The 12,545-nt window shown below is 71.8% G+C and carries 13 protein-coding genes; 2 read left to right on the top strand and 11 right to left on the bottom strand.

Features of this window, described 5'->3' with window-relative positions; all coding sequences use genetic code 11:
* Nucleotides 1–12: 12 nt before the first annotated feature.
* The 4 genes from BLV76_RS13905 to BLV76_RS13890 form a co-directional block, all read right to left on the bottom strand.
* Nucleotides 13–948, bottom strand: a complete 936-nt coding sequence (locus tag BLV76_RS13905) for a carbamate kinase (protein ID WP_090969662.1) — start codon at nt 946–948, stop codon at nt 13–15.
* Between the two features lie 101 nt (nt 949–1,049).
* Nucleotides 1,050–2,342: an ArsB/NhaD family transporter gene (locus tag BLV76_RS13900; RefSeq protein WP_342711920.1), complete on the bottom strand. Its 1,293-nt coding sequence runs from the start codon at nt 2,340–2,342 to the stop codon at nt 1,050–1,052.
* Nucleotides 2,339–2,836, bottom strand: a complete 498-nt coding sequence (locus tag BLV76_RS13895) for a TrkA C-terminal domain-containing protein (RefSeq protein WP_090969661.1) — start codon at nt 2,834–2,836, stop codon at nt 2,339–2,341. Before BLV76_RS13895 ends, BLV76_RS13900 begins: the two co-directional genes overlap by 4 nt.
* Nucleotides 2,833–3,381, bottom strand: coding sequence for an SPFH domain-containing protein (locus tag BLV76_RS13890; protein WP_090969660.1), 549 nt, complete (start codon nt 3,379–3,381; stop codon nt 2,833–2,835). Before BLV76_RS13890 ends, BLV76_RS13895 begins: the two co-directional genes overlap by 4 nt.
* A 97-nt stretch (nt 3,382–3,478) precedes the next feature.
* On the opposite strand from BLV76_RS13890, the gene BLV76_RS13885 reads away from it, so the two are divergent.
* Together BLV76_RS13885 and BLV76_RS13880 are read left to right on the top strand one after the other, a co-directional pair.
* Nucleotides 3,479–4,450 (top strand): sensor histidine kinase, encoded by a 972-nt coding sequence (locus tag BLV76_RS13885; protein ID WP_090969659.1) that lies wholly within the window; start codon nt 3,479–3,481, stop codon nt 4,448–4,450.
* Nucleotides 4,447–5,091: a response regulator gene (locus BLV76_RS13880; protein WP_090969658.1), complete on the top strand. Its 645-nt coding sequence runs from the start codon at nt 4,447–4,449 to the stop codon at nt 5,089–5,091. Before BLV76_RS13885 ends, BLV76_RS13880 begins: the two co-directional genes overlap by 4 nt.
* Before the next feature lie 186 nt (nt 5,092–5,277).
* Here the strand turns inward: BLV76_RS13880 and BLV76_RS22865 are convergent, their stop codons facing one another.
* From BLV76_RS22865 to BLV76_RS13850, 7 genes are all read right to left on the bottom strand, one after another.
* On the bottom strand, nt 5,278–5,460 hold the full coding sequence (locus BLV76_RS22865) for a globin family protein (RefSeq protein WP_217630348.1): 183 nt from the start codon (nt 5,458–5,460) through the stop codon (nt 5,278–5,280).
* Nucleotides 5,457–5,753, bottom strand: coding sequence for a globin domain-containing protein (locus tag BLV76_RS22860; RefSeq protein ID WP_217630347.1), 297 nt, complete (start codon nt 5,751–5,753; stop codon nt 5,457–5,459). The genes BLV76_RS22865 and BLV76_RS22860 overlap by 4 nt, the downstream gene beginning before the upstream one ends.
* A gap of 51 nt (nt 5,754–5,804) precedes the next feature.
* A complete protein-coding gene (locus BLV76_RS13870) occupies nt 5,805–6,479 on the bottom strand; it encodes an NAD(P)H-binding protein (RefSeq protein ID WP_090969657.1) in 675 nt (224 codons plus the stop codon).
* Nucleotides 6,479–8,461, bottom strand: coding sequence for a hydantoinase B/oxoprolinase family protein (locus BLV76_RS13865; RefSeq protein ID WP_090969656.1), 1,983 nt, complete (start codon nt 8,459–8,461; stop codon nt 6,479–6,481). Before BLV76_RS13865 ends, BLV76_RS13870 begins: the two co-directional genes overlap by 1 nt.
* Nucleotides 8,461–10,542, bottom strand: a complete 2,082-nt coding sequence (locus BLV76_RS13860; RefSeq protein ID WP_090969655.1) for a hydantoinase/oxoprolinase family protein — start codon at nt 10,540–10,542, stop codon at nt 8,461–8,463. The genes BLV76_RS13865 and BLV76_RS13860 overlap by 1 nt, the downstream gene beginning before the upstream one ends.
* Before the next feature lie 494 nt (nt 10,543–11,036).
* Nucleotides 11,037–11,921, bottom strand: a complete 885-nt coding sequence (locus BLV76_RS13855) for a DUF2262 domain-containing protein (RefSeq protein WP_090969654.1) — start codon at nt 11,919–11,921, stop codon at nt 11,037–11,039.
* 26 nt (nt 11,922–11,947) lie between these two features.
* Nucleotides 11,948–12,499: a TetR/AcrR family transcriptional regulator gene (locus BLV76_RS13850; RefSeq protein ID WP_090969653.1), complete on the bottom strand. Its 552-nt coding sequence runs from the start codon at nt 12,497–12,499 to the stop codon at nt 11,948–11,950.
* Between the last annotated feature and the right edge of the window lie 46 nt (nt 12,500–12,545).

The raw sequence follows: 12,545 nt of genomic DNA, 5'->3' as shown, positions 1-12,545 counted from the left end.
CTTTCGGCAGGGTTATGCGGGTACGACGACGGTGCCGGCGTCGCCGGCGACGGCGGAGGTGATCTGGTCGAGGCTGGTGATGACGCCGCGCCTGCCTGTGTCCTCGACGAACCGGCAGACGGCGTCCACCTTGGGTCCCATCGAGCCGGACGCGAAGTGGCCGTCGGCGGCGTACGCCCTCATCTCCTCGAGCGTCACGGTCCCGAGCGGGCGTGCGTCGGGGGTGCCCCAGCCGATGACGGCGTTCGGGACGTCGGTGGCGATCACCATGACGTCGGCGCTGGTCGTGCCGGCCAGCAGGGCGGCGCCGAGGTCCTTGTCGATGACCGCCTCGACCCCTCCGAGCGAGCCGTCGGGGAAGCGCACGTGCGGGATGCCGCCGCCGCCGTTGGCGACGACGACGAAGCCGGCCTCGATCAGCGCGAGCACGGCGGGCGCGTCGAGGATCTCGAGCGGCTCGGGCGAGGCGACCACGCGTCGCCAGCCCTTGTCGCCGCGGTCCTCCCACGTCTCGCCGTGCTCGATGAGCACGCGCGCCTCGGCCTCGGGCAGGTGCCGGCCGATCGGCTTCGTCGGGGTCGTGAAGCCGGGGTCGTCGGCGTCGACGAGCGTGCGGGTCACCACGGCGGCACTGCGCCGGTCCACGCCCCGCGCGGCCAGCTCGCGATCGAGCGCGTCCATCAGCACGAACCCGAGGGTCGCCTGCGTCTGCGCGCCGCACCAGTCCAGCGGGACGGGAGGCACGACGGAGGCGGCGAGCTCGTTCTTGACGAGGAGGTTGCCGACCTGGGGGCCGTTGCCGTGGGTGACGACGACCTCGTGGTCGTGCTCGAGCAGACCCGCGACAGCGGCCATGGCGACGCCGGCAGCAGCGATCTGGTCCTCGGGACGCGCGCGGCCGTCGGCGTTCGTCATGGCGTTTCCGCCGAGCGCGAGCAGGACCCTCATGGGTCGACCCTAGTGACGCGGGCCGACCCGTCCCCACGGCACTTTCGGCCAACAACCCAGCCATTCGATGGCAAGAGTTGCCCGGCCGGTCGTCCGGAGGGTCAGACGAAGGCGAAGTAGCGGAGGTAAACCCAGCCCCACGCCACGACCAGCGTCATCGCGGTCACCACGACGCCGTACTTGGTGAAGCCCCAGAAGCTGATCGGCTCCCCCGCCTTGGCGGCGATGCCGAGCACCACGACGTTGGCGCCGGCGGCGACCGCGGTCGCGTTGCCGCCGAGGTCGGCGCCGAAGACGAAGGCCCACCAGAGCGGGCTGTCCGCGCCGGAGGCGGAGGTGCTGGCGACCATCTCCTCGACGACCGGGACGGTGGCGGTCGTGTAGGGGATGTTGTCGACGAAGGCGCCGACGATGCCCGAGCCGAACAGGAGCGCGGTCGCGCCGAGCAGCTCGCGCCCGCCCATCGCCTCGGCGGCCCACTCGCTGATCGCGCCGATGACGCCGACCTGCACGAGCGCGCCGACCAGCACGAAGAGCGCCATGAAGAAGGCGAGGGTGTCCCACTCGACCTCCTCGAGGAACTCCTCGGGCTCGGTGCGCGAGACCAGCACCATCGCACCGGCACCCATCATCGCGACGACCGACGGGTCGAGGTGGAGCACGGTGTGCAGGCCGAAGGCGACCATCACCAGGACGAGCACGACCAGGCACTTGCGCAGCATCCGGACGTTGGTGATCGCGTCGCCCGGGCTCAGGTCGTCGAGCCCGTGCACGTCGGCGACGTGGTCGAGGTCCTTGCGGAAGAGCCACTTCGCCATCACCACGAAGAGCACCAGCAGGATGATCGTGAGCGGCAGCGCGTGGACGAGGAAGTCGGTGAAGCTCAGCCCCGCGCGGCTGCCGATGATGATGTTGGGCGGGTCGCCGATGAGGGTCGACATGCCGCCGATGTTGGAGGCCAGGATCAGGGAGATGAGGTACGGCGCCGGTGGCAGGCCGAGCCGCCGGGTGACCGACAGCGTGACCGGGGCGACCAGCAGCACGCAGGTCACGTTGTCGAGGATCGGCGAGACCGCGGCCGTGATGAGCACCAGCAGCACGAGCAGCTTGTAGGGCTCACCGCCCGACTTCTGCGCGGCCCACAGGGCGAGGAACTCGAAGAGGCCGGTCTGCTTGAGCACGCCGACGATGATCATCATCCCGAAGAGCAGGAAGATGACGTTCCAGTCGACGCCCGTGTGCTCGTGGAAGAACGCGGTCTCGGCGTCGACGAGGCCGAGGACGACCATGCCGGCGACACCGCCGAGCGCGGCCGCGACGCGGTGCACGCGCTCGGTCGCGATGAGGGCGTACGCGACGATGAAGACCGCCAGGGCGGCCGAGGTGAGGATCACGCGGCCGTGACCCCCGACCGGCGACGGACGCCGAACGCGCGGACCGAGCCGGAGTGGTCGTCCATGTCCTCCGCCCACGTGGCGAGCCGGCCGTAGCGGCTCACCGACCGCAACCGCTCCTCGACCGCGCTGACCTGGCCGAGCGCGGCGACGACGAGCACCTGGTCGCCCGTGCGCAGCACGCTGCGGTCGTCGGGGACGAAGACGTGCTTGCCGCGGGTGACGATCGCGACGCCCGAGCGCTCGGGCAGCCGCAGCTCGCCGATCTCCACGCCCTGCAGGCGCGAGCCGCTCTCGACCTCGAAGCGGAGCATCACCGCGTCGAGCCGGTCGAGGTCGGCGAAGCCGATCGACACCTTGTGCACGAAGCTGCCCTTCTCCTGCCAGCGCGGCTGGCGGCCACGGCCGACGGCCAGGCCGATCGCGAAGCCGATCGCCGAGGCGAGCAGCGCGACGGAGACGGCGACCTCGAGGAGGTAGGGCGTGTCGCTCATGCCGCGCCGCCGGTCAGGCGCGCCTCGACCTCGGTGACGTCGAGCGCGACGGCCTCGGTGCCGATCGGCAGCTCGCGGCTCAGCTCGAGGGGCCACCGCTCCTCGAGCGCCTCGAGGTCGTCGACGAGCGCGCGCACCTCGAGCTGCTCGACCTGACGGCCGACCACCTCCTCCGCGCGTCGTACGACGTCGGTGGTCGGGACCCACGGGTCACCGGACTCCACCTCGTGGACCTCCACGGTCAGGTCCGCCAGCGCGATCACGTCGACGCCGTCGCACGTGCGGGCCCGGACCACGAGCGGGAGCACCCGCGGCCCGGTCGGGACCGACTCGAAGGACTCGAGCACCGGCGTACGCGGCACCAGGCCGAACCGGCGCGAGCGCACGACCGTGCCGTGGCGGACCACCAGGACGAGCTCGCCGGGACCCACGCGTCGTACGCACGCGAACGCCGCGACCAGCAGGCCCGGGCCGACGATCACGAGCCAGACGACCCACGCGGTCCCGCTCGGGTCGACGGTGGTGTTCTCGTCCGGCGGCGGCATGCATCCATCCTTCGGGGCCCGCGGACCGCAGCACATGGGGCGCGGACCCCATCTCGCCCTGGCCGTGCGTGGCGGTCGCGGATGGGAGGCTGGGGCCATGCGCCTGCCCAGCCACCTCCCGTTGTTCTGGACGATCTGTCTGATCAACGGTGCGGTCTTCGTGCTCGGCGCGCTGCTGCTCGTGCTGTCGCCGGCGAGCGTCTCGGCCGACCCGGTGCCCTCGGAGCTGGTCGTGATCGCGATCGGGCTCGGGGTCATGATCCTGACGAACGCCCTGCTGATCCGGTGGGCCCTGGCCCCGCTGCACCGGCTGATCCAGCGTCTCGGCGACATCGAGCACCTCGAGCCGACCCGGCTGCCCGAGGAGGGGTCGGGCCCGATCCGCGGCATCACGACGAGCGTCAACGGCCTGCTCGCCCGGCTCGCCGAGGAGCGCCGCGACGGCGACGCCCGGGCGCTGGCCGCACAGGAGGCCGAGCGGCACCGCATCGCCCAGGAGCTGCACGACGAGGTCGGGCAGGGGCTGACCGTCGTCCTGCTCGGGCTCAAGCAGGTCGAGCAGCGCGCGCCCGCAGAGCTGGTCGAGGAGCTGCACGCGCTGCGCGAGAGCACCCGCGCCGGCCTCGACGACGTACGACGCGTGGCGCGGCGGCTGCGACCCGGGGTGCTCGAGGACCTCGGCCTCACCAGCGCCCTCGCCGCCCTCGCCACCGACTTCGCCGACCACAGCCCGGCGCCGGTGCGGCGCTCGTTCGCCCCCGGGCTCCCCACGCTCAGCCCGGAGGCGGAGGTCGTGGTCTACCGCGTCGCCCAGGAGGCGCTCACCAACGCCGCCCGGCACGCCGACGCCCACGAGGTCGAGCTCTCCCTGCAGAAGCTCGGCGGCTCGGTCGTGCTGGAGGTGCGCGACGACGGCCGCGGGTTCAGCGGGCTCACCGAGGGATCCGGGCTGATGGGGATGCGCGAGCGGGCCGCGCTGGTGCGTGCCGAGCTGTCGGTGATCAGCCAGCCCCGACGGGGTACGACGGTCCGGCTGCGCGTGCCCGTCGGCGGCGAGGTGGTCGGATGATCCGGATCCTGCTGGCCGACGACCACACGCTCGTCCGGCGCGGCGTGCGCCTCATCCTCGAGCAGGAGCCCGACCTCACCGTGGTGGCCGAGGCCGCGGACGGGGCCGAGGCCGTCGAGCGCGTGCGCGACACCGAGGTCGACCTCGTCGTGCTCGACATCGCGATGCCGCGCATGACCGGACTCCAGGCGGCCGCCGAGATCGCCGCCCGCCGCGACCCGCCGAAGATCCTCATGCTGTCGATGCACGACAACGAGCAGTACTTCTTCGGCGCGCTCAAGGCCGGCGCCAGCGGCTACGTCCTCAAGTCCGTGGCCGACGAGGACCTCGTCGGCGCCTGCCGCTCGGCGATGCGCGGCGAGACCTTCCTCTACCCCGGCGCCGAGAGCACGCTCGTGCGCGACTACCTCGACCGGCTGCGCCGCGGCGAGCGCGTGCCGACCTCGGTGCTCACCGCACGCGAGGACCAGGTGCTCAAGCTGATCGCCGAGGGCCGCTCGTCGCGCGAGATCGCCAAGGAGCTCCACATCGCGCTCAAGACCGTCGAGGGCCACCGCGCCAACATCCTCGGCAAGCTCGGCATGCGCGACCGGGTCGAGCTGACGCGCTACGCCATCAGGGCCGGGCTGATCGAGCCCTGACCCGGCCTGGACCCCAGCGGACCTGTGTCCGCTCAGGTGGCCCTGTGTCCGCTCGAGCAGGGATCTTGGGGGCTGTGGGGAACCGACCGGTCGCGATCGAGGCCGTTCCGCTGCCCGACGATTCCCCACCCAAGCCGCGCGGCCCCGCCGAGATCCGCGTACTGCTCGTGCCCCGTTGCGACCTGCTCACCCCTGGTAGGGCGGAGCGACGCCCCAGCCCCAGCGCGGCGTGGGCGCGTGCTCGACGGGAGCAGCGCCGGGCCGGGAGTTCTCCATCGCGAGACGCGTGCCCCACTCGAGGTAGCCGATGATCGCGGCGCGGAACTCGGGGTCGGCCGGCAGCTCCGCGTCGTCGGCCGCCAGGCTCATCGTCGAGGCGAACCGGTGCCGCTGGGCCGGGGTGATGTCCGGCCGAGGTGGTGGCGGAGCATCGACTCGTAGCCACCGTGCTCGTCGGTGTAGGTCGTCGGGCCGCCGAGCACCTCGGCCCACCAGTCGGCCACGTGCGACCGGTGCGCCTGCGAGACGCCGCCGGGGAAGAACCCCGCGAGCGCCTCGTCGGCCTCGACCCGGTCGTAGAAGCAGTCGATCATCCGGCGCAGCGGCTCGAGCCCGCCCGCCCACTCGTAGAGGGTCGGCAGCCCCGGTTCGTCCACTCCCATCCCGCCATTGCACCTCATCGGCGCCCGCGGCGCACCCGGGTTGACGACGGGTCAGCCGAGCAGGGCCGCGAGCGTACGCGTGCCGACGAGGAGCCCGTGGTCGTCGTAGTACTCGAACATCGCCGAGAGCCCCGGGTGCGTCTTCGGGTCGGGGACGTGCCGGACCTCGACGCCGGCCCCGGTCGCGAGCTCGCGCACCGTCGCGACCCGACTGGCGAGCTCGTAGGTCGCCCCGACGTGGCCGGGCTGGGTCAGCACGACCGCCGCGGCCCGGCCCAGGTCGGTGAGGTCGAGGAAGCCGAACGGCCGGTCGGGCGAGTACGGCAGGTCGATCGCGGCGGTGAGGTCGAGGTTCTGCAGGTAGGCGCCCGGCTGGAGGATCGTCCAGTCCAGGTCGGAGCGGCGGACGAGGTCCTCGCTGGCGGCCTTGCCGAGGTGGTGCGGCATCGACGGCGCGTAGGGCGAGGCCACCGAGTGGTAGACCACCCGCCGGATCCCCGCCTCGATGAGCGCGGTCAGCACCTCGCCGACGTACGCCGGCTCGTCGGGGTGGAGGTTGGGCGCGATGACGTACGCCGCCTCGCAACCGGCGGCCGCTGCCGCGAGGTCCGGCCAGTCGGCGCGACCCAGCGGCAGCGCCCCCACGTCGACGGCGCCCAGCGCGTCGCACACGGCACGGCCGGTCTTGCCGTGACCACCGACCACGGCGACGCGCAGCGCGGGCATCAGATCCTGTCCACCTCGGCGAAGGCGGCACCGTCGGCGAGCGAGGAGTAGCCGGGGCCGCGGTCGAAGAAGGCGTCGTCGTCGCGGCTCCAGGCCGCACGGCCACCCCGCTCGCCTGCCGTCGCGTCGGCGTCGAAGCCGAGGTCGCCGGCTTCCACGGAGCCGGTCAGCACGACGCCGTAGTCGCGCAGCGCCGCCGCGGCCGAGACCTTGCCCCAGACCACGTCGCGCACGACCGACCCGGGGTCGCGGGCCAGCGGGTCTCCCCAGCCGCCACCACCCGTCGTACGGATGCGCACGAGCTGGCCGGCCTTGACCACCTCGGCGTCGGCGAGGGCGTCGACCTCGCGCTCGTCGGGGCCGCCCGGGTCGATGACGACCTGGAACGGCATCCCGGCCTTGCCGCCGCGGACCCCCCAGCAGGCCAGGATCGAACGGTCGGCGATGGACATGAAGTGCGCGTCCTTGAGCATCCGGATGTGCTTCTCGTAGCCCAGGCCGCCGCGGTACTCCCCCGCGCCGCCGGAGTCCTGGGCCAGGCCCAGGCGCTCGACGATGAAGGGGAAGCGCGACTCGGTGAACTCGGTCGGCAGGTTGCGCGAGTCCGGCACCACGTGGATGGTGTCCTCGCCGTCGGCGTAGTAGCGACCGCCCGAGCCGCCACCAAGCACCTCGCGCATGAGGTAGTCGTTGCCCTCGAGGTCCTTGCCGTAGACACCGGTGTAGCGGATCGTCTCCTGGTCGGCCGGCATCTTGCCCTCGACGGCCTTGGCCACCACGCCGGCGAGCACGCCCAGCAGCCGCAGGATCACGAACGTGCGGGCGTTGGTCGGACCGGGGTGGATCGGCGTGAGGAGCGTGCCCTTCTCGGGGAAGCGCATCTCGATCAGCGGCACGATGCCCTCGTTGACGTCGAGCTCGGCCATCCGCTCCGGGGTGTCGGCGAGGTTGCGGAGGATCGGCGCGAGCCACTTCTTGAGGAAGTTGCCGCCGACGTAGTCGCCGCAGTGGTTGATCGGGCCCTTCGCCTGGGCGCTCGTGCCGGTGAAGTCGATGATCAGCCGCGGGCCTGCAGGCCGGCCGTTCTCCGGGTCGGCGGGTGCGTCGCTCACCTTGGTCAGGGTGATGCGCTGCGTGTGCAGCTGCGGCTCGTCGACGCCGTCGTGCTCGGCGTAGTCCTCCCAGACGTAGGTGCCGTCAGGGATCTTCGACAGGATCTCGCGGCGGTAGGTCTCGGTCGTCGCGTCGAGGATCGCGTCGAACGACGCCTCGATCGAGTCGCGGCCGTAGCGCTCGAAGAGCTCACCGAGCCGCCGGGCGCCCATCAGGCAGGCCGAGCACTCGGCGTCGAGGTCGGCGGCCAGGCTGTCGGGCATCCGCGAGTTGCGCGTCATGATCCGCAGCGCGGACCGGTTGGGCACGCCGGCGTCCCACAGCTTGATCGGCGGGACCGCCAGCCCCTCCTCGTAGACGGTGGTCGCATTGCTGGGCATGGACCCCGGCACGGCACCGCCGATGTCGTCGTGGTGGCCGAAGGCCTGCACGAAGGCGACCACCTCGCCGTCGTGGAAGACCGGGACGGTCACGCAGAGGTCGGGCAGGTGGCCGATGCCGCCCTCGGACTCGTAGACGTCGTTGTGGAAGAAGACGTCGCCCTCGCGCATCTCCTCGATCGGGAAGTCGCGCACGATCGGGTGCACCAGCGCGCTGTAGGACCGGCCGGTGAGCTTGCGCAGCTGGCGGTCGTGGATGCCGGCACGGAAGTCGTGGGCGTCGCGGATCATCGGGCTGCGCGAGGTGCGCCCGATCGCGGTCTCGACCTCCATCTCGACGCTCGCCAGGGTGCCCTGGACGATCTCGACGAGGATCGGGTCGACGGTCGTGCCCTCGGCGGTCAGGCGACCGCCGTGCTCGTAGGCCGTCGGCAGGCCGGCCGGGTTCACCGGCTTCGCGGTGACGTACGCGGGGTCGACTGCAGCCATCACGCCACGACCTTTCGGATCACGAGGTTGGCCCAGTCGTCGACCACGACCTCGAAGCCGGGGTGGACGGGGATCGTCGAGCCGAACTCCTCGACGATCGCGGGGCCGCTGAAGGTGTCGCCGGCGCCGAGGTCGGTGCGCCAGATGACCGGGGTGTCGACGTATCCGACCTCCGGGTCGAAGCAGACGGCCCGTCGCCCGCGCACGGCGCGCTCGACGTCACCCTCCGCCTTCGCCAGCGTCGGAATCTCCGGACGCGTGATCGGGCCGATGCCCGTGACCCGGAGGTTGACCCACTCGACCTGCTGGTCGCGGTCGCCGCGGAAGTCGTAGCCGTAGAGCTGCTTGTGCTCGGCGTGGAAGGTCTCCGCCACCTGCTCGACGTAGGCCGCGTCGACGGTGCCCTCCGGCGCGTGGACCCGCACCTCGAAGGCCTGGCCGACGTAGCGGACGTCGATCGTGCGCTGGAAGCGGTGCTCGTCGGACGTGAAGCCCTCCTTGGCGAGCGCCTCGCGGGCCCGGCCGGTGAGGTCGTCGAGGATCGCCTGGACGGCCGCGTGGTCGAGCGCCGACTCCTTGGCGACGTGGGTCTGCACGTAGTCGTTCTTCACGTCGACGGTGAGCAGGCCGAAGGCGCTGACGTTGCCCGGGTTGGGGGGTACGACGACTCCCGCAAGGTCGAGGATGTCGACGAGCCGGCAGGCCAGGAGCGAGCCCGATCCACCGAAGGTGGTGAGCATGAAGTCGCGCACGTCGAGCCCGCGTTTCACCGAGACCTGACGCAGCGCGTTGGCCTGGTTCCACGCGGAGATCTCGAGGATGCCGGTGGCACAGCGCTCGAAGTCGAGCCCGAGCTGGTCGGCGAGGTCCGCGATGCCCGTCCGGGCCGCCTCGACGTCGAGCGGGATCTCGCCGCCGAGCAGGTGCGGAGGGATCCGGCCGAGGGTGACGTGGGCGTCGGTGATGGTCGGCTGGGTGCCGCCCTTGGCGTAGCAGAGCGGGCCGGGGTCGGCGCCTGCCGAGTGCGGACCGACCTTGAGCGTGCCCTCGGGCGAGAGCCAGGCGATCGAGCCGCCGCCGGCGCCGACCGTGACCACGTCGATCATCGGGATCTTGCTGGGGTAGGCGCCGACCGTGCCCTCGGTCGTGAGGGTCGGCTCGCCGTCGAGGACGACGGACACGTCGGTCGACGTCCCGCCTCCGTCGCACGTGAGGATCTTCGGGAAGCCGGCGACCTTGGCGATCAGCGCGGCGCCGAGCGCGCCTGCGGCCGGGCCGGACAGCACGGTGGTGATCGGCTGGTGCACGACCTCGTCGGCGGAGAGCACGCCGCCGTTGGACTTCATCACGTAGAACGGGATGACGTTGCCGGTGAAGTTCACCAGCCGGTCGGAGATGTTGGTGACGTAGCGGCTGACGTTGGGCTTCACCGCGGCGTCGACGAGCGTGGTCATCGAGCGCTCGTACTCGCGGTACTCGCGCAGCACCTCGCTCGAGATGGAGACGACGGCGTCGGGGTGCTCGCGGCGCAGGATCTCGCGCATCCGCAGCTCGTGCTCGTCGTTGGCGTAGGCGTGGAGGAAGCAGACGCCGAGGGTGGTGATGCCCTGGTCGCGGAACCAGCGGGCGGCGGCGACCGCGGCCTCCTCGTCGAAGGGGCGGATCTCGGCGCCGGTGAAGTCGAGGCGGCCGCCGACGGTGCGGACGCGGTCGGCCGGCACGATGCGGTCGGGCTTCACCCAGAAGTAGGAGTTGCCGTAGCCGTCGGGCACCGACTGGCGGGCGATCTCGAGCATGAACTCGTAGCCCTCGGTGGTGATGAAGCCGAGCGCCTCGACCTTGCCCTCGAGGAGCTTGTTGGTCGCGACCGTCGTGCCGTGCGAGACGGCCGTGATGTCGCTCCCCTCGGCGTCGACGATCCCCAGGATCTTCTCGATGCCGGCGATGAAGCCGTCGGCCGGGTTGCCCGGCGTGCTGGGGGTCTTGGTCGTGACCAGCTCTCCCGAGTCCTCGTCGAAGGCGACCACGTCGGTGAACGTGCCCCCGGTGTCGATGCCGATCCTGATCCGCCGGTTGCTCATGGGTCAGATTCAACTCACGCGAGACGATCGGGACCACGGCAGAGATTGCCGACGAAGCAGCGATTCATCGGCAAGTTGTGAGGTGCGCCGGAAAGAGGTGAAGGGCCCTTGACGGTATGAGCGTCAAGGGCCCTTCGGTGTGACCGGTGGCGGTGATGTCCCGGTCGATCGCTCCCTCTGTCCGGTCCCAGCCACCTCATCACCCGGTGACTGCGGTGCTTCCCCAGCGGACTGGTTCTGCGCCGTGCGGACCCTCCTTCCGGAGCCATCCCGCCTCCCCTTGCGGGGCTGCGTAGGGAGAGTTCTATGCCGTCGCCGCACAGCTGCGCAAGGGGTTCTGACCAGCGTCTTTCACATACCTCGGGTTCCGGCGCGTCGTCCACCGGAAGGCGGCTTCCATCCCCAGCCGCGGAACGTTCTCCACACCTCTCTGCACAGCTTCGTGCACAGGGTGCGGTCCAGACCGCGGACGCGGGAGGAGCGGTCGAGCCGCGTCAGCCGGCGATGTAGGCGTCGGTCATCGAGCCGTCGGGCTCGACCTCGACGAGGACCACGTGGCCGAGGAAGAGGTCGCCGTCGTCGTAGTAGGGCGTCGCCGCCCCGTCCGAGGTGATCGCGAGCTCGCTCAGCCGGATCCGCCGCACGAAGGACTCCGGCGTGACCTCCTCGACCTCGCCCTCGTCCTCGCCCTCGTCCTCCACGGCCTGGCCCTGCCAGTCGTTGGCGAGGTCGACGAGGGTGGTGGCGGCGTAGGCCCGCCAGCGCGCGTCGGTGCCGGCCGCGTCGGCGGCGTACGACGTCAGCCGGGCCAGCGCGGCCTCGCAGGTCTCGGCGCCCTCGGCCGCCGAGTCGTCGACGTCGAGCAGCACGTGGACGGACCTGCCGGCCCAGTCGATCTCTCCGGAGAAGTGCCCGTAGGCGCGCTCGAGGGTGAAGTCACCGAGGTCGGAGGTCACCACGACCGGCGCGAGGTAGGCCGCGAGCCGCTCGTCGAGCGCGGGCACGTGCACGTCGCGCCGGACGACCTCGTCGAGGGCGAAGTGCCCGGACAGGTCGGGGACCGGCTGGCCGTACCTCGCGTACTCCGCCGGGTCGGGGTCGGTCCGACGGACGCGGACGACGTACTGCGTGTGTGCCTGCAGGTCGTGGATCCAGGTGGCGCGCTGCTCGTCGGTGGCGAGCCAGCTGAGCCGGCCGTCACCGGTGACGACGGCACCGTCCTGGTTGACGTGGGCGATCACGTCGGCCGACGGCGTCCACAACACCGCGTCGCCCGCCTTGCCCGCGCCGCCGACGGTCGTGCCGGTCAGGACGGTGATCTCGACGACCTCGCTCGCGTGCCGCCGGTCGAACGCCTCGCGCTCCTGCTTCTCCCCCATGGCGACAGCGTAGGAGGGGCGGTCGGTCAGGTCGCGGGCCAGGCGGCCATCGCGGTGTCGGCGATGCCTGCGAGGTCCTCGGCCGTCCCGCCGTCGCGAGCGCAACCGGACATGCCACGCATGACGGCCACCAGGAACGCGGCCAGCTGGTCGGTGGCGACCGAGGCCGGCAGGTCTCCCTCCTCGACACCGCGGTCGAGACGGTCCCTCACGAGCCGGCGCAGCACCTCCCGCTGACCGTCGAGCAACGGCTCGGTCAGCATCAGGCAGCCCGGAGGGGTCGCCACGTCGGTGTGGGCACGCGCGGTGTCGTGGAGCATCCGGACCACGGCCTCCCGTGCGGTCGGGAGCTCGACCGCACGAGTGAGCCCCTCGCAGGTGCGGGCGAAGTAGGCCGCCGACGCCTCCTCGAAGAGACGTCGCTTGTCACCGAAGGCCGCGTAGAGGCTCGGTGGCGTGATGCCCATCGCGGAGGTCAGCATCGCGATCGACGTCGCCTCGTAGCCCGAGCGCCAGAACAGCTCCACGGCCGCAGCCAGCGCTGCGTCGCGGTCGAAGCTGCGCGGCCGCCCCACCATGTGAGCCACCCTAACGTATCGATCACTACAGAACCTGCTACCGTCG

Source organism: Nocardioides exalbidus (assembly GCF_900105585.1).
Lineage (GTDB): Bacteria > Actinomycetota > Actinomycetes > Propionibacteriales > Nocardioidaceae > Nocardioides > Nocardioides exalbidus.
The sequence above is the reverse complement of the archived record's forward strand: the minus strand, read 5'-3'. Positions and strand labels throughout refer to the sequence as shown.

Excerpts from the sequence above, each read along its gene's own strand:
- BLV76_RS13905 (WP_090969662.1), bottom strand. The coding sequence starts at position 948 with ATGAGGGTCCTGCTCGCGCTCGGCGGAAACGCCATGACGAACGCCGAC.
- BLV76_RS13895 (WP_090969661.1), bottom strand. The coding sequence starts at position 2,836 with ATGAGCGACACGCCCTACCTCCTCGAGGTCGCCGTCTCCGTCGCGCTG.
- BLV76_RS13890 (WP_090969660.1), bottom strand. The coding sequence starts at position 3,381 with ATGCCGCCGCCGGACGAGAACACCACCGTCGACCCGAGCGGGACCGCG.
- BLV76_RS13885 (WP_090969659.1), top strand. The coding sequence starts at position 3,479 with ATGCGCCTGCCCAGCCACCTCCCGTTGTTCTGGACGATCTGTCTGATC.
- BLV76_RS13880 (WP_090969658.1), top strand. The coding sequence starts at position 4,447 with ATGATCCGGATCCTGCTGGCCGACGACCACACGCTCGTCCGGCGCGGC.
- BLV76_RS22865 (WP_217630348.1), bottom strand. The coding sequence starts at position 5,460 with ATGAGCCTGGCGGCCGACGACGCGGAGCTGCCGGCCGACCCCGAGTTC.
- BLV76_RS22860 (WP_217630347.1), bottom strand. The coding sequence starts at position 5,753 with ATGGGAGTGGACGAACCGGGGCTGCCGACCCTCTACGAGTGGGCGGGC.
- BLV76_RS13870 (WP_090969657.1), bottom strand. The coding sequence starts at position 6,479 with ATGCCCGCGCTGCGCGTCGCCGTGGTCGGTGGTCACGGCAAGACCGGC.
- BLV76_RS13865 (WP_090969656.1), bottom strand. The coding sequence starts at position 8,461 with ATGGCTGCAGTCGACCCCGCGTACGTCACCGCGAAGCCGGTGAACCCG.
- BLV76_RS13860 (WP_090969655.1), bottom strand. The coding sequence starts at position 10,542 with ATGAGCAACCGGCGGATCAGGATCGGCATCGACACCGGGGGCACGTTC.
- BLV76_RS13855 (WP_090969654.1), bottom strand. The coding sequence starts at position 11,921 with ATGGGGGAGAAGCAGGAGCGCGAGGCGTTCGACCGGCGGCACGCGAGC.
- BLV76_RS13850 (WP_090969653.1), bottom strand. The coding sequence starts at position 12,499 with ATGGTGGGGCGGCCGCGCAGCTTCGACCGCGACGCAGCGCTGGCTGCG.